The organism is Vibrio sp. L3-7, assembly GCF_963898195.1.
Lineage (GTDB): Bacteria > Pseudomonadota > Gammaproteobacteria > Enterobacterales > Vibrionaceae > Vibrio > Vibrio echinoideorum.
Genome location: NZ_CAWQUW010000004.1, coordinates 1 through 22,336 on the forward strand (window position 1 = coordinate 1; position 22,336 = coordinate 22,336).

The window sequence follows — 22,336 nt, forward strand, 5'->3', positions numbered from 1 at the left end:
TTCTACAGCGGCGACGACCTGTAATTTAAAGCCTAGTGTGTAATCACGCTGAGTGCGCTTAACGTAGGTATTATTTGAAGTAGTCATAATTCGTCCTCAATGTGTAAACACATTTCAGGACGGGACACGTCGATTAAAAAAGCCAACTCATTAACGGAGTTGGCTTTCAATAACAATTGACATCAGTGTCTGTGGGCTAGGCTAGGAGCTTCTCAAGCACTTGGTACACACCAGCATCGACGTTACTCGGAGCACCAAAACGAGCGATCTCTTTCAGTTTTGGATGTGCGTTTTCCATCGCGTAAGAGTGGTAGCTCTCTTTAAGCATTTCCAAGTCATTTAGGTAATCACCAAAGCTCATAGTCTGCTCGTAAGTGAAGCCTAATGTGTTTTGTAGATGCTTAATCGCTGCGCCTTTTGAAGCTTCAGCATTCATCACATCAAGCCAAATTTTTGCACTTACCACCACTTGGTAGTTCTCACCGAATTTGGCATCAATAGTTGGGTTCACTTTCTCTTGTGAGCCGTCGAAGTGACAGATAGCCACTTTGATGAAATCATCTTCTACCGCCAGTAAGTCTTCTACTTGCTCGCGGCGATGGTAGTACTTAGAGATCTCCGCTAAAGCACGCTCGTCTTTGGTTTCGATGTAGGCTGATTTCTTACCACATAGCACCACATGGGCACCTTCAATAGCACGAGCTTCTTTGATGATGTCTTTAATGGCATCGCTATCTAGCAAGCAACTGTATAGCTCTTGGCCTTTGTGCATCACTAGTGTGCCGTTTTCAGCAACAAACATCATGCGATCTTTTAGCGGAGAAAATGTCTCCATCAAGCTGTAATATTGACGACCCGAAGCCGCAGCAAAAATAATATTTTGAGCTTCTAATCGCTCATAAAGGTTGAAGAATTCAGGGTCTAACTTTCCGTGCTCGTTAAGGAGAGTGCCGTCCATATCAGCCGCGATAAATTTGATGTTCTGTTGTGGCATTTCAGAGCTTACCTATAAGTAAAAATTAAAGTGTAAATTATGATTATTCGTTATCTTGGGTAACGGTTCTGCGTTCGATTATATCGTTAGAGTAGCCAGTGAATACAATGCTTATTTCTGAGCTCTAATAAATCGCTTCAAAGGTGGTTCAAATGCAAAACTGAATTGCCCGACATGTCGCTTTGAATGATTGAGTCCTACATACCAGAGGTGAACGAAACCCCTTAAGGCTATACGCTCCTTAGACTCTATCACTTTATTTTTTTGACCACTGTAATCATGATTCTAGCTATCACTTCGACCTTGTTTTGCGTCGTTACCATCAAGTTTCTAATCACACTTGCCAATTTAGCGCGCCACCGCGTTCACATTACGCCTAAAATTTCGCTGAATAGAACCAAATGGCCAACCGTTTCCATTATTATCCCTGCGAGAAATGAAGAAGATAATATTGAGACCAGCCTCAGTTCGCTAATGAAGCAAAACTACCCAAGAGACAGATTTGAAATCATTGTGGTTGATGATTTTTCTACTGATTCGACAAGAACCATCGTAGATAGGCTAATCGACGCATCAAGCGTTAACGTTCGCTGTATATCAGGAAGAAAGTTACCGCCCAATTGGCTAGGGAAAAGCAACGCTTGCATGGTGGGCTCACAGCAGGCAACCGGTGAGTATTTGTATTTTATCGATGCTGATACAAAGTCTGAACCCTTGATGCTACAGAGCGTTATCCACTTCGCCTCAAGACACAAAACGGATTTACTGTCGTTCAACCCTAAACAAGCATTTACATCAACCGTTGAGAAAATCACCTTACCCGGCATATTTCTTTCAATCGCGTCTTATATGAACTTCAAGAACGCAAACGACAAGTCAAAAGCAGAAGCTATTGCTAACGGCCAAGCCATGCTTTTTACACGAAAGTCATACGATGCGGTAGGTGGGCATAGTGCGGTAGCCAGCGAAATATCCGAAGACATCGCTTTTGCAAAACTAATGAAGATGTGCGGACTAAAAACGTTTTGGGCTTTTGCGGACGAGCTCATGAGTACTCATATGTATTCCGACTTTGGTTCGATTTGGGCGGGCTTCTCGAAAAACATGAATCTTATTGTAAATTGCCAGTCGAGATTCCAAGTACTTCGCGCATTCATAAAAACGAATGTCATTGCATGGGCTGCCCCGGTGATGCTGCTTGTATCAACTCAACATTTCATCGGCGACCCTTCATCATTAAATACTTATTCCCTAGCTATCAATACTCTGATGTTGATTGCTTCCATGGTCACTTATCTTATTTTGGCCAAAGAACTCTTTATACCAGCTCGCTATGCGTTCGCTGTGCCTTTGGGGATTTCGTTGCAAAGCTTGTTGATTCTTAACAGCTATCGTTTATCAAAGAACAATAAAGTCACCTGGAAAGGGCGATCACTCTCATGATCAGTAAGATTCTAACTTTCATAATCATAGTGACGTCCTTTTCAGCTTTAGCGTCGAATGCCAATGAGTGGAAGCTCGTACGCGATAAAAAAGGCATCGAAGTCTACAACCGAAAAATTGAAGGTAACGACTTTAAAGAGTTTCGTGCAGAAGCCGATATCCAAGCCAATCTGACTTCAATCATAGCTTTGTTTACCGATACTTCAGTAGGTACTCAATGGCTAGAGAACATTGATAAAATGGAAGAGATAGAACATTTTAACGAAGCGCACACTGTCACTAAAACTTATACAAAAGCACCTTGGCCCGTCTCGGATCGTGAAGCCATTGTCGAAAACTTTATCGAGCAAGATCCCGACACGTTAATCGTCATAATTAACCAACACGGTAGGCCTAATTATCGACCAAATGAAGATAAAAGTGTGGTCAGAGTGGCTCATTTAGAATCACGATGGGTTCTCACACCACTGGACAACAATACAACTCATATTTCTTATCAAGTATTGAGTGACCCGGGAGGATCTATTCCATCTTGGTTAATTAATATGGTTGCGGTATCTCAACCTTACAAGACACTTCGTGGTTTGTCTGAGATGTTGGATTCACATGCATACGCTGATCGTACACTTGATTTCATCAAGAACTATCAGTCACTTTAATGAAGTTGATTACCCAACACGACGCTGCTGAAACGGTGCAGCGAGGGTAGGCACAACCTACCCTCATCAGTTAATTCTAAGTTCAGTCTAAAGCTGCCAATGCATGCAGTGCTTTTCGACAAGCTTCTTTTTTTAAATGCAAACTCGCATCTAACTCACCAAATTCACTTCTCACGATAAGCCCTTCAATGAAGGTCATGACGGATTCACTGCGTAATTCTAATGTTGCTGCGTCTACCTCTTCGCCACCGATTACCACATTGTGAATCGTGTTCTTAAGCCAACCCTTATGCTTCTGTGAAAGCATCGCAATGTTATCGTCCGATTCTTTGAATTCGGCTAGCGCGTGCATGAACATACAACCTTTAAAATCAGGTTGTTCAAACCATGAAAAATGCCAATCTAACAGCGCATCGAGTTGGTTTTGCAACCCAGAAACCGATGCCAGTGCCGCTTCTAAACTCGATTCAAAACGCTGGTGACGCCTTTCCAACACGGCTTCAATCAACTTAGTTTTTGACCCAAAGTGACGGTACATCGATGTCTTAGAAACCGCAGCCTCATCTCGGATCCTATCTACACCAACGGCGGTATACCCAAATTGGTTAAACAAAGATTCGGCTACATCCAAGATCAGTTCTTTCTTACTCATGCCTATTACTCTTTCAAATCGGGAAAAATTTGATGCTGCTAAATTTACAGCGACTAAATTACCTGTTGCCAACAGTGTACAGATCTGTATTATTCAATTCAACAAGTACAGATCTGTACACTTTGTATTTTTAATCTTGAAAGAGGTAAGTCGCGATGATGAAAAAACTAATCGGCGGAGGTGAACTTCCACCACGGGCAACGCTCAGTCAGCTAATAAAGGGATTTGTTGGTGGCACGGTAGGCATCTTGTTTTTATGTTTACTCGCAGAGCAATCTGAAGTTCCTTGGTTGATGGCACCTTTTGGCGCGACTTGTGTTCTCTTGTTTGCCGTTCCAACATCGCCTCTCGCTCAACCAAGGAACATCATCGCTGGTCATTTTATCTCTGCTGCGGTTGGGTTGATCGCACTGTATGGGTTTGGTGATTCTTATTTAGTAATGGCGATGGCGGTAGGCTCGGCAATCATGTTGATGCAATATTTCCGCGCTGTTCACCCGCCAGCAGGAGCTAACCCAATCGTCATCGCGTTAGCTGGCACATCGGCTGTGGATTGGACTTTCCTATTTACCCCAGTTTTGATTGGTAGCATTGCATTGGTTTGTATTGGGGCCATGCTCAATAACACGTCAGCACAGCAAAAGTGGCCGCTATATTGGGTAGGGAAATCTTAAATCAATGTTAGAACTGGCCATTCCTATCAGGCATTAAACAAATTAGCGTTGACCACTAAAAGAAATAGGCTTACTATCAATCGTCTTTTAACGATTAGCGTAAAGTGAGCCACTTAAGTATGACTACAACATGCCAAGTAACAGAAAGCTGTTCTCTTCCTCTTCCGCCAAGTAATGCTGAAGCAGAAAAAGAGATGGCTGCGTTAGCAAAAGCACTCGCGCATCCAGCGAGAATTCGCATACTTAGTATTTTATCCGCTTTAGAAAAGTCTGGTGGCTGTTTGAACAGTGATCTGGTTAGCGAATTAGGTTTGGCGCAATCAACAGTATCAGAGCACCTAAGAATCTTGAAAACCTCAGGTTTCATCACTGCTGAATCGATACCACCGAAGATGTGCTACCGCATTAATCGAGATAATATTCAGCAATTTGAGACGCTGATCGACACCATTTTAAAATAGATTTATCGCGCTTAGTTTGTCGAATATAGAATGAACTAAGCGTATTTTTTGCTTTCAAATATCGTATTTCGACGATTGACGATATAAACCAAAGAGAAAATATCATGAAACCAAAATTAGGTTTTCTAGATCGCTATTTAACGCTGTGGATCTTTATCGCTATGGGCCTTGGCGTTTTGCTTGGCACCCTATTCCCACAGATCGAACAGTGGAATGAATCGATGTCGGTTGGTACCACCAACATTCCACTTGCGATTGGCCTTATCTTGATGATGTACCCACCTCTGGCTAAGGTTGACTACAACCTGTTAGGCACCGTGATCAAAGATAAGAAAGCCATCAAGCTATCTTTAATCATGAACTGGTTAGTTGGCCCAATTCTAATGTTCGTGCTGGCACTGACGTTCTTGGGTGACCACCCTGGTTACATGGTGGGTGTCATTCTGATTGGTCTTGCTCGTTGTGTGGCGATGGTTCTGGTTTGGAACGATATCGGCGGCGGTAACAAAGAGTACGGCGCAGCTTTGGTTGCTTTGAATAGCGCATTCCAAGTCGTGAGCTACAGCTTTATGGCGTGGTTATTCATCAGCGTTCTACCACCTGTATTCGGTTACGAAGGCATGATGGTTGATATCTCGATGATCGATATTGCACACAGTGTACTTATCTACCTAGGTATCCCATTCCTAGCGGGCTTCTTAAGCCGCAAGATCCTTGTGTCGATGAAAGGCGAGCAATGGTACAACGATGTGTTTATTCCACGTATCTCTCCAATCACACTGATTGCATTATTAGCAACTATCGTTCTGATGTTCAGCCTAAAAGGCGAGATGATTATAGAACTGCCAATGGACGTATTGTCGATTGCGGTTCCACTGACTATCTACTTCACAGCGATGTTCTTCATCAGCTTCTTCATTGGTAAGAAGATGGGTATTGAGTATGACAAGAACGCGTCAATCGCATTTACAGCGACAGGTAACAACTTCGAGTTAGCCATTGCCGTAGCAATCTCTGTATTCGGCATCAACTCAGACCAAGCATTTGCTGGCGTTATCGGTCCACTGATTGAAGTACCCGTGCTGATTTATTTAGTGAACGTGGCGCTTAAGATGAAAGACAAGTACTACAACGGTCAAACGGTTAAATCTAGCGCCTAGCATCTACATCTACATCTACATCTACATCTACATCTAGAACTAACAAAATCAGCATCACTTAAAACAGAAAGGCTCACACGTTAAACGGTGAGCCTTTTCTTTATGAAATCTCGTACAATTTAAGTCTCGTCCAGTTTACGTTTCGTCCAATAAGCCTTTCAGGGCTTGCTCAAGCCAAAGCAATGCTGGCCCCTTTGATCGTGTTTTAGACAAAACAAGATCAACGGGCGGCGACCATGTTTTGTGATCGAATGAGACATTAATCTCCACTAAACGTTGCTTATCCAACTCCTCTTCGACAAGGTGTTTGGGTAAATATGCCCAGCCAATATCACTGCCGAGCACCACCTCTTTGATAACAATAAAGCTGTTTGACCACCATACCTTACCGGCAATCAGCGGAAACTGATCCATCACCTTACCTTTGTCTCCCCTCAACATTAACTGACGATGCGGGAGTAAGTCAGAGAGTTTCGCAACACCTGTTTTTGCGAGCGCATGACTTGGATGACACACAGCAATAAACGGCAAGTGGCCAATAAAGCAAGGCTCAGAGCCGACATCAAAAGCCAAGTTGGTAAACATCAATCCAATATCGGCTCTCTCTTCGATAATCAGCGGATTGACCTCCGTTGTGGTACACGCAACCAGTTCAACTTCAGTCGCAGGGAATTGTTTACTGAATTCATTCAGGATTTTAGATAGGTTCGGAACCAGTAATGAATCATCTAATGCAATTTTGATGAGCCCCTCTTCACCGCTACCCATCGCATTAACCGTCACATTCAGATCTTCAACCTGAAGCACGATCGCTTTCACCTGTTTGAATAACTGCTCGCCCGCTTTGGTTAGTGAAGGCTTTCGAGTCGAACGATCAAAGAGCTCAACATTAAAATCTATTTCAAGATTACTGATACCTTGGCTCACTGCCGACTGCACTTTACCCAATTGACGCGCACTAGCAGAAAATGACCCTAATTCAACGGCATACACAAACATTTTTAGCTGTTCAATGTTGTACATTCGGTTTCTCCTAATACTTACTATCACCATATGTGATGCTAACTATCTTTATATTATCATTTAAGCAGATATTATCTAGCCAAGTCATTAGCCCATCAGAGGCTAGAAATAGATAAAGAGAGTAAAAAGATGTCACATAAAGAACGCATGTTACACATGGTGCTATTTGAATTAGTTGCTTTGATTTTTATGGCTATAGCGGCAACTTACATTGTCGGTGGCGGAGCAGTAAAAATGGCAGGGTTAGCGCTGTCTTTGTCATTGATTGCGATGACGTGGAACTACGTCTATAACTACGGCTACGATAAAATTTACGGTGCTGACCGCAGCAAACGAACCAAGAAAACACGTATTTTGCACGGCTTAGGTTTCGAACTGGGTTTGATGTTGGTGTCGTTCCCACTACTGATGTGGGTACTTCAACTCGATTTCTGGACTGTATTGGTAATGGATATAGGGATTGTTATCTTCTTCGTACTTTACGCGATTGCGTTCAACTGGGCGTATGACTCGATCCGAGATCAATTGGTTGCGAAAGGGAAAGTAAGTGTGCTGAATTAATCAAGCCGTCTTCAAAAGAAGACGGCTCATATTATTTACCTAAAGTAGAGATTATTTGCTACGAGATAACACTGTTCCCTTTAGATACATCGGACCATGCTGTTGTAATCGCAACGCGAGATTTACTATCAAGGTTATCGATAAAGCCATTGTCACCAACCTGAGGTTCAAAGCCACTCATAGCTTGAACCAATGCATCAACCGCATTATTGGACAACACAGTATGATCTTGCGATGTGCCTTGATCTCCCATCGCAACAACAACTTGCGCACGGTTACCATTGAAGTAATCATTGAAAGTTACAGAACCAATGTGTTCAAACTTGGCTTGGTCAGTATCACTTTCAGGATCGCGCAGTATCGACAATTTAAGATCATAGCCACTGCGTTCTAACCACAATTTCTGCCAATCAATCCCATTGAAAACAATGTTGTCTTCGCTGCGAATGTCTTCAACGAGGTTGTCAATGACGTCACCACTTACAACAAAGCTATCTACGCCAGTGCCGCCCTTGAAGGTATTTTGGAATCCACCAAGTACCATCACGTCACTTCCTTCGCCACCATTGAACTGGCTGAACTTAGAAAGCGCAGCAGCAATTAGATGATCATCACCTTCGCCACCGTTGAGCACCGCGTTATAACCCATTAACTTAACAACATCATTGCCGTCACTAGCATTGATACGGTTGTAATTGCCAAAGACATTGGCGAAGTCATTACCAGCCCCCAACTCAACTTGGTTATTATTACCAATCGTAACTGAGTAGTCTTGGTCGCCGCCTGTATCAACACGGTTATAGTTGCCAGATGTGACGACATAATCACGGCCAGTTCCAGTGTCAATTTCGCCACCTTCACCAAAGACAAATGATTCATCATCACCCGCGCCCAAGAACACGTGATTGATTCGTCCAGCAACAACGGCAGTATCATTGCCTTCGCCACCGAACATCATATTTTCACGTCCCATTAGCACGCCCATATCATTGCCTTCACCGCCGGTAAAGATATTAGATGTTCCTGTCGCATAGTAGACATCATCACCTCGACCACCCCAGAAGTTATTGTTATCTCCTAGGTACGCGCCGAGATCTTTACCATCACCACCCCAGTTGAAGTTGTAATTGCCTAAAGAAACGTTGATGTCTCCATCGCCTTGCAAGTGACCGCTATTACGAAGGAAATCAAATGTTTTCTCCTTCATATTCAGTAGATCAGCCGTCAGGTTTTCTTTTAAGTTTTCCACCAGAGATTTCATTTCTGTTTGCTTATTTTCACTGAAAATGGTAGCAAACAAATTAGGTAGATTTAGCGAATTAAAACCAAATGCACGATCTTCTTTAGCGGAGCTATCTGTCGTTATTGCATCGCCGTTATCCTGAGATCCAGCGACATTAGTGCCATTAACAGAAGCGGATGAATTATCTTCTTCCTCTTCCGGTGCTTTTTCTTTCAAGCCGTGCGTTTCTGCGAACGTCTTAATGCCGTCAGCACCCATATTGACGCCCGACTCTAGGTTGTCTAGCAACTTAGCTGGGTCAACGAAGGCTTGTAATTGATCGCCACTAAACTCACCAACAACTTCCAGCATTTCTTTTAGGATTGCGACACCATCTACTGATTCGCCAGTACGAGACACAATATGCCCTGCAGCTGTGTAATCCACACCGAAAATATCACCTAGCGTTGTATCTGCACCTACACCGGCTAGTTGACCTAGAAGCTTGTTTTTTAACTGACGAGGAAGATCTTCGGGGCTGTAAGTAAACGTTGTTTTAGCTTGCCCCGTTGTGGAAAATTGTTGAGTCATAAGACCAAACAACGAACCCAAATTGGTATCAAGAATCGACTGGATATTATCACCGAACATAAAGTTCCAGTTACCCGTCGTCATTTGAATATCAGCACCTTGGCCACCAACAGCAAAGTTAAAGGCTAGCTTCTCATTCGCTTGACGGAACTTATCTGCACGACTCATTTTACTTGAGTCAGAGTTATCACTTCCGCCTAACCACTGGTTGTATTGCTTGTTTAACGTCGCTTCTGCGTCATTTTTCAAGCCGCGGCTACTGCGTTCATTTTGAGAATCCAAGTCAACCAAGCTTGTGTAATCAACACTGCTACTCTGATCTAAGCCAGACATGTCTTTAACGAACTTTTTAGCCCCAGATAATGTCCACTGCTGCTCTTGAGCGGCTAACCAATCTTGACCTTCACCTGAACTCGCTATGCTTTTTAACACACCAGAGATTCGAGAGGCGCCGTCAAACGGATTAACCAGAGGAGGCGTAGGAATTGATTTATCCATCATCACAATAAGATCGTTGCTTTGCCCCAAATTGAAGCTCACATTACGATTACCGATGAACATCTGTGCGCCTTCTAGAGCTTGATAGCCGCCAATATCAAAGCTGTGTTTACTTTTCCCATCACCAACATGAACCATCACGTTGTTGTCACCAAAAGCTAGAGATTTAAAGCCACCTGTACCGACTTTAATGCCAACGTTCGAAGTACCCCAGTTAACCGCGGTAAACTCACCATCACCAACATTGACTTGAATATTGCCAGAGTAGCTGAGCTTATTACTGCTGTTATCAGATGAAGAGGATTCAGTCTCATTCTTACGTTTTTCTGGGGCATTAAACACATCACTGTTTTCAGCAATTGCGCCGCGAGCGGTATCATCAACGTCGCTGGTACCTACGCGAGAAAGATCGATGTCTCCTTCTGCGATACCATTTCTTATACGCTCATGTTTTTCGGTCACTTCGCCTTGTTCATCCCAGCTAAGTGTCACTTTGTTACTTTTCTCTTTTTGTACCCAATGACCATTTTCGTCATGGGTATGTTTACGACCATTCGAATCAACAGCAACTTCTGAGCTACGGACAGAAACATCGCTACGGATATCGTTGTCACCCATCGATTGAATAAGAAGTCTTCCGAAGCCATTTTGTTTGTCATCACTGATTAGCGAACAACCGACCACACTAATATGATCAGGTTTAGCCTTCACATTTTCAGCTTCACTAAACGCTTTATTAAACGCTGCTAGTTTCACGGCTAACTCATCTGCGCTGTAACCACTTAAATGAGTATTATTGTTTTCAGATTCATCTCGACCATGACCAACAAGTTGCCAACGTAATTGTCCAGCTAACTTATCTTTAGGTAGCTTAGATGGGTCACCGTAAACCACACGATAATTGCCGTCTGAATCAAGCTGTACAACCACGGTGCTATCTGGATGTTTGCCAGCTAGATTTTCAGCAGCTTTGGAAACCGCAGAATCATTCTCCATTTGGATAATTATTTGACCCTCAAAGCGCGTTTCACCGCCGTCAGATTGAGGGGATACTACGAGGCGTTCCCAACTGTTAACGTCTTTGTTTTTAACCGTCTCATCCGAGCCATTTAAGCTCACTTGGAAATCAATATTAGGTTTATTTGCTACATCATCGTAGACAGCACGCAAAGTCTTATCATCTTGTTCGATGACAAACTGATCCGAGGCACTCACTTTAAGTGCAGGCAACCCTAAACGATGGGTAATACCTGGAACAAAGCTTTCGATACCTTTATGTGACTGCAAGTGCGCTTTCCCGTAGATAGCGACAAACTTTTCACCATCAGGAAGAGCTTGCAATGCATCGACGGCAACGTTGTTCGCAGCACCAGCACGGTACATCAAGCCATGCTCTGTACCTTGAACTGTAGGTCGCGCTGTACTATTTGCATCTAGAGCAAGAATGCGCATCCCGTTAGCACGGGCGTTTTCAAACAACGTAATATCTAAATGCTTAGTTTTGATCATTGCACTCAACTCACTAGACATAATGCCTGTGGACAAATAGTTGTCGATCAGTGGTTGGGCAAGGTCAGAACGGAGATGCTCTAAGCCGATGACTGTCACACCTTGCTTTTTGAGCGCGTCCATTTGTTCATTAACAAAGCGCAGACCATTCACATCGCTTCCATGAACTTCCCCAATTAGGAGGCCTTTGCGCTCATTGAGAAGTACTGACAATTGTTCTTCAACATCGCCTTTCGCACCCGCAAGCTTGTCGCTTAACTCATCATAACCAGCACCAGAATAACGGTGATCCCAATTGTCGACGTCGGTCTCATGACTGCTGCGATATATACCCTCAATGTGATCCATACGATCTGTCTCAAGCTGAGATATATAGCTTTGATCAGCGAATTTTTTCAGCAGTATCATTTCAGCGGAATCACTGGTCGTTGGGTCAGACTTTTTAGCGGCTTCTTTCAAGAAGTAGAAAGCCATTTGTACCGACTCAACCCCCGTCAAATCCTGAAGCTCCTGATAGCTATAGCCAAGGTGAACGGTTTTTGTTGCCTCATCCAAAACAGCTTTGCTAAGCAAGTCAGCAGACTGTGATTTTTCTAACCATAGTTTAAAGTCAGAATACTGTTCACCAAGCTCGATGTGATACTTCGCGTCAAAGCCCAAGTCACTCGGAGTTTCTCCTGCATAACCTTGTTTTGGTGATAAGTATGGGTCTTCATTAGCCCAGCGCACCATCATGTCCGTTAGGCCAATATGCTCGCCATTTGCTTCTTCCATAGCAACAACATAAATACGAGCGGCCAAATCAGTTCGTGTCTGTGCAATAGCATCAATGCTCTCTTGGGTTACTTTCATCTTGCCACTGAACAGCGCAATGTTTACTTGCTCTTTCAATGTCGTCAACGCAAGGTTACGTCCAGAGGTTGGATGTTCAGCCAAATAATTATTGATCTGCTTGTTCAGTTCAAAACTCGCCCCCACCTGATCTCGACCAATAGAACTATGCACTAATTCAACTTGATCCAAGATGGCTTGATAAGAAGCACCAATCGGTTTAGCAAAGACTTTACCGCCATCTTTCAACTCTTGCTTCGTCATGATGGTAGACAAATCAACGACTAGTTTTGTCTTGTTTCCTAACGATTCAAGGTCCGTTACTTTTACTTCTGTTGACTTCTTAATTGGTGTTGCGTCAAAGACAGGTAAATCAAGAATTCCCTGCAATGTCGTCTTGTCACCTAATGTAGGCTTGTAAGTAGCTAACGTATTGCCGTCCATCACCACAACACGGTTGAAAATAGCTTCTCCAACATCATTTTTTGGTAGTCTGTAACGTTGAGCCATATTCAAATCAGACTTACCAAAGAAGCGAGTCAAGTAAGTACTAAACTTGTCTTTTGATGAGAACTCTACAACACCTGCATTCGGATCATAGAAACCGTAAACACGATTTTCTCCATCACCTTTTGCCCAAGCAGCCATTGCATGACCAGGAGCATCTAGTTCTAATAAGACAGGCTTGTTGTCAACAGAAACGTCTGTGATCTTTTCAATTACACCCGTAACCGTTAAAGCTTTTTTGCCCTCAAGCTTCTCCTGCCATACTTTCATAGAAGTATCATGCATCGGGTTCTTAGAGTGAATTGCTGCAAGGCTACTCATTAGTTTACTGGCATTTGCCCTCTCCGTTTCCGAATAGAGCGCAGGGTTACTTAAGACTGCAGCTGTTGAATACATCTTTTCTAACAGCTTTCTCGCCACGCCAACCTGACCATCGCTTTCTAGCTGTTTAGCGACAAGTATCAGCTTAGATAGCGGATCACAACGGCCACCAAAACCATCGTTTGATAAATTCAATAACAACAATTGAGGAGCAAGTTGTTCACTGGCTTTAGCGTCAGTGATTCCTGAAGAAGCCACGTCACGGAATAAGCGATTATGCTTCTCCGATTTAGCTTGGAACGTTGCCTTCAAACCTCGGCTTTCGACTTCCCAAGCAAGCGCACCTTTCTGTTCTGCACTCCAGTTGCCTTTGACCAATAAATCCACTAACTGCTTGATATTCATATCAGGTCTGAAACCTTCTACAATATCTTTCGCATGGTCAGTTTTGTAACCATTCAAGAAATCTTTGGTAGTGCGAATATCCTTCGATTTACCTGGCACAGTTGTGTCTGGTTTTAGTGCATCACCATAGCGAGAAAGGTCGCTTTTGATGCCTTTTAGTACTTCGCTTGCTTCAGCTGATACCCGATCTGCGTCAAACAAACCAGAGACGATTTGTTCAGCGTATTGGCTCATCAAGCGATTACTCGCCTCGTGCCCATAGAAGGTTTGCTCACCGGTTACGTTAAAGCCAGATACCGCTAGCTTGGCACGAAGCTTCTCACCTTCACCGCCTAAACCTTCATTATCCGTTAACAGCATGATCGGCGTATCTTTCGGTAAACCTTTTAAGTTTTTCTCTACGGAGAACTGGCCATTAACCGCCTTAGACAAAGCTCCAACAATTCCTGCCGGATTCGCCACTTCATGCGCAGTGATCGCTTTGGTCATGCTTGGCATTGGTCTATCCAATAACAAGCCAGAGACAGCTTGACCATTTTGAGCAACGAAACGCGCGAGATCAGCCGCAATCGGACCGCCCATAGAGTACCCGTGAATAATAATGTTACTTGGGTCGATACCCTTATCATTCACGAGATACTTGAACATAGTACGGGCATCTTGATAGAGACCTTTTTCACTCGGCCCACCGTCGCTTTCGCCATAACCACGCATGTTAACAGCCAACATATCAATATTTTGCTTGTGATAATGACTGCGAATCGCGCTCGCTTGCTCTTCTGAGGATGAACCAGATCCGTGTAGGAACAGCACTACTTTGCCGTTTCCTTTACTCTCTCCGCCTTCTGGTTCTGGTGCTTTCGCTCCCTTATGGAAGTATCCAGACAAACGACCGGCTTCACCTTTCAGAGTCACTTTTTGAGACTCGCCTTTTTCGACAGCAAGCCCTAGCAATGTTTGGGTGATATCACCGACCTTACGACGAGCATCTTTAGTTCCGAACAACTCATTGTTTAGGAAACGAGTTAACGGACTTAGAGGCTCTTTGTCTCTAGGCGGAGCGTCGTCATTTTCAATCGTTACGGATTCATTGATCCGTTCTGAAATCGGCTTACGCTTACCACCGAGAGCTTCCAATTCGTTTGATGCGGAATGTGCGTGCTCCTTGTAAAACTCAAGAGTTTTATCCAAGGCATTGTCCAACGCATCACGCACAGTGCTCTTCGAGCTATCATCGACTAGATCTATCAAATCCTGATAATTAGCGGTGTAGCTTTCCAATACTACTTTACGAGCATCTCCTGTTTCCTGAAGAGCCATGTACACAGCAAGACTCTCGTTGACAGAGTGACCGCCGTCAAAAACTAGGAAAGACAAAGTATTCAGATACGCTTGATCAACAGAGAACCCAGGAATCTTGCTCGCAATATGTTGGTTCAGGTGCGTCATGATATTGGTTGAGCCTGATGCACCCGTCACTACCGACAGACCATTACTCAACGCATTGTTTTCAAAGGTTGTCTTTTTGCTCGGATTGAGAATTCGACCATCAGCGACGCTGCGGCCCTCTTTAAAGTCATCGTAAGTATCGCCTTTCGGTTGATATTGAAGGGCCGTACCGTAATCACTGGTTTTCTTCTCAATAAGGTTAACTTGGTTTTCACCATCAACCCCTGACGATATGACTGCACTGGTTGAACGAGCTTTGGTGATCACATTCTGATAAAAGCGATCTCCCTCAGCTTTCCACGGTGCCATTTCCATCCCCAAACCAGGAGTTATTGCCATTTTCACAGCAAGGAAAGGAACTTTAATCACTCCGAAACCATCATCAACTTGTGTCATCATGGTCTTGAAGTTCGTATAATTCGGTGCTTCTAAGAATTGAGTTAAGGTCGGTACTCGGCTAAACCATGGTCGTTCATCTTTAGTTATCGCTTGGGCGAATGCTTCCATTTTTGTTTGGATTCGCTCAGATCGTAAAACGTCGTCTTCCGAACCTGGTAGCAGACCATGCATCCAATCATCGAAATCATCAACTAAGCTAGTTCCGATTTGAACTGAAGTATTAATCGCTTTCTCTGTAGGTGTTTTCACCAACTCATGAGCTATTTCAGAATCAAAACGGCGGCCAAACAAGTTGTCAAAGTACTGGCCTATTTCTTTTTCTTTCTTTGCGTCAGAGAGCAACTTGCTTGCCAACACTTGAAGTTTAGGATGCTCAGTAAGCTTGTCATTAGCTTCAGTAAACAGCTTAACGGCACTTTCTTGAGTCACATTACCGCTCATCCATAGCGTCTTAGCTTGCTCTGCTAACTTGTTTATTTCACTCGTAGAAGTTTCTGTATTCTCTATCTGACCTAGCTTATAAATAAACTCAACAATACTCTCACTTTCCGTTTTTGCCGCTTCTCTGCCCGATGCAGAATTCGTCAGAGTCGGTGAAACCACTTCAAGCGACTTTAAGCTATTAATTTGGTCATCAGCTAAAGGTTCAACTAAACCAATTACACGACCAACACCATCAAACACAACCTTAGATTCGAACGCTTCGACAGATTTTGGATCGATTGCAATACCGAAGATGCCAGCATCCTTCGAACGGCTTTTCTGAATATGGCTTTGCAACGACACAATTTCAAACTGAAGTGTCTTAACCAACTCGCCACGTTGAGCAAATTCTTTCGGATGTTTTTGCTGCCATTGTTCAACAGATAGCTCTAACAGAGCAAGGTTACTCTCAGATGGAGCACGCTGAATTGACTGAATGTTGCTTCTTACAGCTTTCAGCTCTTTGCTAGGTAAATCCGTTGGCAGTTTGCCAAGATGTCTCTTAGTTGATTCAATAAATTTTACATCGTCAGGACCAAGTAATGAGAAATCAAAACCGTCTACGTTTTTCATTATCGAAGCAGAAATATCAGCCACTCCACCCAACCCGTGAAGACTAACACCTGAAATACGAATATCTTTTCGGTTTACATCCTGTGACGCTCGATCTGCAACAATGATGCTATCGGCATTGCTCTCAGTGAACAGAGAAGTGATTGAACTTCCGGTGTTTTTAGAACGAACACCCGCATTGATTTGTAGTCGATTTACGGCTTGAACCGCACCGTCTAGCGCTTCTTGCTCTTGATCGGTTAATCCTTCACTGAATCGACCGTCGGCACTCTGTGGATTTACCGTGTCGACATCGCTACTGGTTGTCTCTTCACTTTGAGTAAAATGACTTTCATTAGATAAGCCGCTGCCAGAGGCACCTTGACGATCAGGGCGGTCACTTTCATTTTGCTTAGAACCTTTCGCGTCCGCTTGTGCTTGATGTGCTTTATTTTCAGCATTTCTTGCATCACTATTACCACGTTCTTCAGCGTCTCTAGCTGAATTATTGGCATTCGATTCAGCTTGTTTAGCTTCATTGGTTTTCGTGGTCGCTTCTGCTTTACGTGCATCAGCATCGGCTTTAGCGTCCGCAATATCTTGCTCTGCACTAGAACGATTATCTTCGCCTTTCGCAACGCCTGCTTCTGATTTAGCCACCGAATCGTTGACGTTCTTTTGGTTACTTTCGTGGGTCTGTTTCGCAGCAGTGATCTGTTCGCCAGACACATCTTTGGCATTGTCTAATTGGGTTTGTACATCCTTTAGAAGACCACCAGCAAAACGATCGCGCCAATGATCACCAGACACTCCCGTATACTCAGCTTTGTTGTCAAGTACATCAAGGCCTTGAGCCATTGCCGTTAGATCTTTAGTTACCGCTTCAGACTCTTCGTTCACAGCGTCGCGCTGCGCTTGACCATTACTCTCTAATGCTTCTTGATCGGTTGATTCTAATTGAGCCTGAGAACCTGATACAGCTTCAAGTTGTTTCTGCTTTTCTTGCTCTAAACGCTGGCGATCGGCTTCCGCTCGTTCTTTGTCAGACATTGCATTTTTTGCAGCTTGATTTTGTTCCGCATTATCGGCAACAGCATTAGCTTGGTGTGACGTTTCAGATTTCGCCACCACATTATCTAAAACATAGCCCAACCCATCATTATGGCCTGTGCCTTTGAATTCTATTCGGTTGCTGCCAGAATTTGCAGTCAACTTAAGTGTTTTTTGTTGCCAAGCTGCTTCATCGCCAGAGGTTGAAAATACAACATCACCGTTCCAGAGAACCTCTATGCCTTCATTGCTTGAAATGCCTGCACGCTTCGCAAAATCAAAGCTAACCGCAATGACCTCACCTTCCGCTAAATCCGTTAAATCTTGAGAAAGACTTGTATTAGTATAAGTATCTAGCTCTGTTACACGTGAGCCATGGCCTTCGCCACTTACGCCATAAGCGCTACTTGAATATGATGCTTCTACGCCATGAGTAGATTCCCAACCGTCGCCACCTTGTTCAAAATCGCCATTAACTATCAGGTTAGGTGCTTGCGCTTGATCTGAAGACTCTTCGATGTTGAGTTCATTTTCCATGCTGCTGAGATCAGGCGTTTCAACGTTAGTCACGCTTCCACTTAGCCCGTCTCCTAGATCGGAACCTACTTCTTCGATTTCATCCAGAGCGAAACCATCAAGTTTCGTGATTTCAGGCGTTGAAATAGCACCTCGCCCTTTCTGAATTCCTGATGACGAAGCTTCATCACCTTGAACTAGGTAATTAATCGCTTGGCTGCCACCCACTCCAAGAAGAGTTTGTTTAATATTATCAAACAGTGCGGAAAGCTTATTGCTGCTAGTGTTACTTGACGCGACGGCTAGGCTATAGAAATCACCGTTACCCACTTTGATAGCAACGTTATTTCTGGCATAAGAAGCGTTAATCCCTAAGCCATCACCTACGTGAATATTCACGTTTGCTTTGCCTTTCATCACCGCAACATTGAGACCGTCACCCACTTTGGTGTTGACGTTATATTTGCCCCATGCAACGTTAACTGAAATACCGTCACCAATTTTGGTGTTGATATTCGCATCACCATAGGCAGCCGTTACACTCAGGCCATTACCCACGGTTGTCGTAATGTTAGCTTTACCTTTCGCCGCCGTGACCTGCATACCATCACCGACTTTAGTGACAATATTGCCCTTGCTCCAAAGTGCGTTGAAGCTATCTCCGTCACCCACTTGAGTAATGATGTTCGCTTCACCTTTCGCTAAAACAACATTACGGCCATCACCCACTTTCGTAATGATATTCGCTTTGCCCCAAGCTCCCGTGTAATCATAGCCATTACCGACGTGAGTAATGACATTCGCCTTACCTTGAACCACAGAAACTTCTTGGCCATCACCGACTTTGGTAATGATGTTCGCTTCACCTTTGGCGAAGTTGTATCGATCACCGTCACCGACGTGAGTGAAGATATTTGCTTGTCCCCAGGCCACGTTAACGCCTAATCCATCGCCCACTTTTGTGATGATGTTAGCTTTACCTTTCGCCAAACCAATAGTCGTACCATCACCCACATGGGTCATGACATTACCCACTTTTGATATCAGTAAACCAACGGTGGTTCCTTCACCAACTTTGGTTAAGATATTACCTTTACCCGCCAACACAGCTGCGGTTGTTGCATCACCAATATGGGTCACTACGTTTGCTTTCGCAGCTGCGACAACACCCATGAAGTCATCACCGACTTTCGTTATGATATTCGCTTCACCAAGGGCTAGTACGCCAGTAAGACCATCTCCTACGTGAGTCATAATGTTTGCTTTACCAAACATCGCGGCTAAGGTTGTTCCATTACCCACTTTCGTCATCACGTTTAGTTCGCCAGCAAATAAACCTAAGCTTGTGCCATCACCAACGTGAGTATAGATATTCGCTTTACCGATCATTAATGCAGCAGTTAGGTCATTACCCACTTTAGTCATGATATTGGCTTGGCCAAGCATTGCAGCAAACGTGCTGCCGTTACCCACCTGAGTGAATATATTTGCGTTACCTACCATCGCGGCTATCGAAGTACCATTGCCCACTTTGGTTGCGATATTACCTTTCGCCACCATTAATGCGACTGTTGTACCGTCACCAATATGCGTAAAGACATTGGCTTCCGCGACCATAAGCGCTAATGCATCACCATGACCAACCTTGGTAAATACATTGCCTAGGCCACCCATTAGCGCCCACGCGTTGCCTTCACCAACGTGAGTGAAGATATTGCCTACGCCGATCATAGCGGCTATTGAAGTGCCGTCGCCTACTTTGGTGAAGATATTACCCGCAGCACCCATTACGCCAATTGTTTGGCCATCGCCGACATGAGTCAGTACGTTACCAATACCCAACATAATGCCAGTGGTGTCACCATCGCCCACCTTGGTTAGAATGTTCGCCCCACCAACCATTACGCCAGTTGTCGAGCCATCACCAATATGTGTAAGTACGTTAGCGCCTCCTCCCATAACGGCAAGCGCATTGCCATTGCCTTTTTTGGTTAGGATATTTGCACCACCAAGTGCGACTGCGGTCGTATTTGAGGCCGTATCATCACCGCTAATATGAGTAATGATATTGGCACCACCAAGCATACCTGCCGTGAGGTCACCGTCACCCACTTTAGTCATGACATTCGCGCCACCGACAAGTACAGAAGCGATGTCGCCCTTACCAACCTGTGTCATGACATTAAAGCCACCAACCGCTAACCACAACCCATTGCCAGACCCTATTTGGGTATGCGTGTTGTAGCCGCCTAGCATAGTCAAACGACTATTACCGTTACCTTTTTGAACTGAAACATTGCCATAAGCAAGTAAGTGAGCTAAATATTCGCCATCACCAATACGAACCAATACATTGACCGCACCGCCTGCGTAGACATCCATTTTGCCTTGCTTGCTCTGATGGACTAATACGTTAGCCAAGCCAGCACCACGGAAAGTAAGATCGCCTTCATCGCCACTTTTAACAATAACGTTAGCCGCGCCGCCGCCAATAAATTCGGTATCACCAAACTTAGAGCTATGAAGAATAACGTTAGCAATCCCTCCGCCATTAAAATGAACATCGCCGCGGGTAACGTTGGACTTGATAACGTTACCGCCACCTATGCCATTAAAACGAACATCCCCAGAGCTTTCACCGGTATCGGTAGAAGGTTTGATCAATGCTTGTTCATTGTACTCCTCAATATCTGCGACCGTTTCGCTGGCACTTCTTACCGCATTTACACTGTACTGAAGATCACTCAGCGAATATCCGCCTCGGCCCATTGAGTGATAGCCATTTGTTGTCGAAATATCCTCATTGGCCAAATTTCCGGTGTAATTACCTTCTTTGTACCAAGAGCGGGCCTGGTACTTTAACTCGCCAGTTTCTGAATCATTCGCTAATTCAACAACCACAATTTTTGTATAAGGACCAAGCACTTTCGCATACACATACGTGTTTGATTTACGATTTGACTTAACACCTTTAACATCAACTGTTGTGCCATTTGTAGAAATAGCATGGCCACCCATTTTTGCATCGGCCAAAACAACATCTTCAGCATCGATTAAGGCACCGTTTGCGTATGTAACCCATTCATATTCAGTCAGGTCTTTCTCAACAGCATGAATCGTAACCACTTGTTGATGTTCGAGTTCGATATTAGAGAGGGTGTAGCCGCCATTGATTGGATTTGACTCAAACCCACCTGAACCAGAAACATCGGAGCGAGCAAGGCTAGCTAAATGATTTCCACGCTTATACCAAGCTTCTGAGTAGTACTTAAGGTTTCCAGTTTCCGAGTCATTATAGAGACGAATTTTATTAATTTTGGTGTAAGCACCATCAGCGATAGCAAACAAGTAAGTATTTGCCTCTCGTTCTGATTTTATTGCCTTAACAGAATGAAATTTATTCCCGTTACCAATCGATAACCCATGCATTTGTGCAGCAGTCAGAACGATCTCACCGGCATTGGCATTGGCTAACCCTTCGCCTTTGAAATCGCTACCTGACCCTTTACGGGTAATCTTGTTGTAAGCCCCGCCGCCAGAGAAATGAATATCACCGTGTGCCACATCAGAGTAAATACTGTTGTATCCACCCACACCTTCAAAGCGAATGTTGCCACGTGTTTCCACATAGACATCATCCGATTGTCGTGTTCGTTCAATGCGGTTTGATGCGCCCGCTCCCTGTAAAGTGATATCACCAACTTTACCTTTGCGAACGAGATGGTTATCGGCACCCGCCCCACGGAAAGTGATGTTACCCGTTTCCACTCGCGAGCTAATACTGTTAGCAGCACCTACACCATCAAATGTCACATTACCGCGAGAGCCCTGGTATTGATTGAACCAAGTTCGATCAAGTTTGTTACCGGCCCCTGCACCAGTAAAAGATAAGTTACCTTGGTTTGTTTCATGCCAAAGGCTGTTATAGCCACCAGCACCACCAAATGTCACATTACCACTTAGGCCTTTACGGGTTATCCCATTATATGCAGCAACACCGCCATAATTTACGTCACCGCGATTACCTAGATGATCAATAGAAACTCCGCCAGCAGCGCCAGCGAATGAAACGTTTCCATCGCCACTTTTGTTAATGTCCGCATACCCGGCAGCACCTTTTACATTTAGGTTGCCAACAGAGTCTTCTACTCTTAGATATGCCGCACCACCTACTACCGTATCATTTCCGCTACCCGTATAAACCGTCGCCCCAATTGAACCGACAGTGACGTGATCATCACCTCCACGAGCATGTATTTCGCCGCCAAAACCGATAGCAACAATGTTGTTGTTACCTTCATCGGCGGAATAGTTCCCTGTAAAGAAGTATTCAACACTTCTCCAAAATGGTTTTCCCATAAAAAAAACTCTAAATT

10 protein-coding genes are annotated in these 22,336 nt (G+C 44.1%); 6 read left to right on the plus strand and 4 right to left on the minus strand.

What is annotated here, in order from left to right:
- Nucleotides 1-196 precede the first annotated feature (196 nt).
- Entirely contained in the window at nucleotides 197-994 is a 798-nt protein-coding gene (locus AACW75_RS04430) for a Cof-type HAD-IIB family hydrolase (RefSeq protein ID WP_145569808.1), read from the minus strand.
- A 279-nt stretch (nucleotides 995-1,273) separates the two neighbouring features.
- On the opposite strand from AACW75_RS04430, the gene AACW75_RS04435 reads away from it, so the two are divergent.
- Nucleotides 1,274-2,437, plus strand: a complete 1,164-nt coding sequence (locus tag AACW75_RS04435; protein ID WP_145569806.1) for a glycosyltransferase — start codon at nucleotides 1,274-1,276, stop codon at nucleotides 2,435-2,437.
- Nucleotides 2,434-3,096 (plus strand): START domain-containing protein, encoded by a 663-nt coding sequence (locus AACW75_RS04440; protein WP_237297612.1) that lies wholly within the window; start codon nucleotides 2,434-2,436, stop codon nucleotides 3,094-3,096. Before AACW75_RS04435 ends, AACW75_RS04440 begins: the two co-directional genes overlap by 4 nt.
- Before the next feature lie 82 nt (nucleotides 3,097-3,178).
- Here AACW75_RS04440 and AACW75_RS04445 read toward each other — a convergent pair whose 3' ends face one another.
- Entirely contained in the window at nucleotides 3,179-3,748 is a 570-nt protein-coding gene (locus tag AACW75_RS04445) for a TetR/AcrR family transcriptional regulator (RefSeq protein WP_145569802.1), read from the minus strand.
- Nucleotides 3,749-3,903: 155 nt separating this feature from the next.
- Between AACW75_RS04445 and AACW75_RS04450 the strand changes: the two genes are divergently transcribed.
- The 3 genes from AACW75_RS04450 (at nucleotide 3,904) to arsB (ending at nucleotide 6,043) form a co-directional block, all read left to right on the plus strand.
- Nucleotides 3,904-4,422, plus strand: coding sequence for an HPP family protein (locus AACW75_RS04450; protein ID WP_145562614.1), 519 nt, complete (start codon nucleotides 3,904-3,906; stop codon nucleotides 4,420-4,422).
- Between the two features lie 119 nt (nucleotides 4,423-4,541).
- A complete protein-coding gene (locus tag AACW75_RS04455; RefSeq protein ID WP_102553349.1) occupies nucleotides 4,542-4,883 on the plus strand; it encodes an ArsR/SmtB family transcription factor in 342 nt (113 codons plus the stop codon).
- Between the two features lie 104 nt (nucleotides 4,884-4,987).
- Nucleotides 4,988-6,043: an ACR3 family arsenite efflux transporter gene (gene arsB, locus AACW75_RS04460; protein WP_145569800.1), complete on the plus strand. Its 1,056-nt coding sequence runs from the start codon at nucleotides 4,988-4,990 to the stop codon at nucleotides 6,041-6,043.
- Nucleotides 6,044-6,178: 135 nt separating this feature from the next.
- On the opposite strand, the gene AACW75_RS04465 is transcribed toward arsB, so the two are convergent.
- Nucleotides 6,179-7,066: a LysR family transcriptional regulator gene (locus AACW75_RS04465; RefSeq protein WP_145569798.1), complete on the minus strand. Its 888-nt coding sequence runs from the start codon at nucleotides 7,064-7,066 to the stop codon at nucleotides 6,179-6,181.
- A 129-nt stretch (nucleotides 7,067-7,195) separates the two neighbouring features.
- Between AACW75_RS04465 and AACW75_RS04470 the strand changes: the two genes are divergently transcribed.
- Nucleotides 7,196-7,627, plus strand: coding sequence for a PACE efflux transporter (locus tag AACW75_RS04470; RefSeq protein WP_145569796.1), 432 nt, complete (start codon nucleotides 7,196-7,198; stop codon nucleotides 7,625-7,627).
- A 58-nt stretch (nucleotides 7,628-7,685) separates the two neighbouring features.
- Here the strand turns inward: AACW75_RS04470 and rtxA are convergent, their stop codons facing one another.
- Nucleotides 7,686-22,319 carry an MARTX multifunctional-autoprocessing repeats-in-toxin holotoxin RtxA gene (gene rtxA, locus AACW75_RS04475; protein WP_145569793.1) on the minus strand — a complete coding sequence of 4,878 codons (14,634 nt, stop codon included), beginning with the start codon at nucleotides 22,317-22,319 and terminating at the stop codon, nucleotides 7,686-7,688.
- Between the last annotated feature and the right edge of the window lie 17 nt (nucleotides 22,320-22,336).

Bases quoted from the DNA above. Each gene is read 5' to 3' on its own strand.
- AACW75_RS04430 (WP_145569808.1), bottom strand. From the start codon at position 994: ATGCCACAACAGAACATCAAATTTATCGCGGCTGATATGGACGGCACT.
- AACW75_RS04450 (WP_145562614.1), top strand. From the start codon at position 3,904: ATGATGAAAAAACTAATCGGCGGAGGTGAACTTCCACCACGGGCAACG.
- AACW75_RS04440 (WP_237297612.1), top strand. From the start codon at position 2,434: ATGATCAGTAAGATTCTAACTTTCATAATCATAGTGACGTCCTTTTCA.
- AACW75_RS04445 (WP_145569802.1), bottom strand. From the start codon at position 3,748: ATGAGTAAGAAAGAACTGATCTTGGATGTAGCCGAATCTTTGTTTAAC.
- rtxA (WP_145569793.1), bottom strand. From the start codon at position 22,319: ATGGGAAAACCATTTTGGAGAAGTGTTGAATACTTCTTTACAGGGAAC.
- AACW75_RS04470 (WP_145569796.1), top strand. From the start codon at position 7,196: ATGTCACATAAAGAACGCATGTTACACATGGTGCTATTTGAATTAGTT.
- AACW75_RS04435 (WP_145569806.1), top strand. From the start codon at position 1,274: ATGATTCTAGCTATCACTTCGACCTTGTTTTGCGTCGTTACCATCAAG.
- arsB (WP_145569800.1), top strand. From the start codon at position 4,988: ATGAAACCAAAATTAGGTTTTCTAGATCGCTATTTAACGCTGTGGATC.
- AACW75_RS04465 (WP_145569798.1), bottom strand. From the start codon at position 7,066: ATGTACAACATTGAACAGCTAAAAATGTTTGTGTATGCCGTTGAATTA.
- AACW75_RS04455 (WP_102553349.1), top strand. From the start codon at position 4,542: ATGACTACAACATGCCAAGTAACAGAAAGCTGTTCTCTTCCTCTTCCG.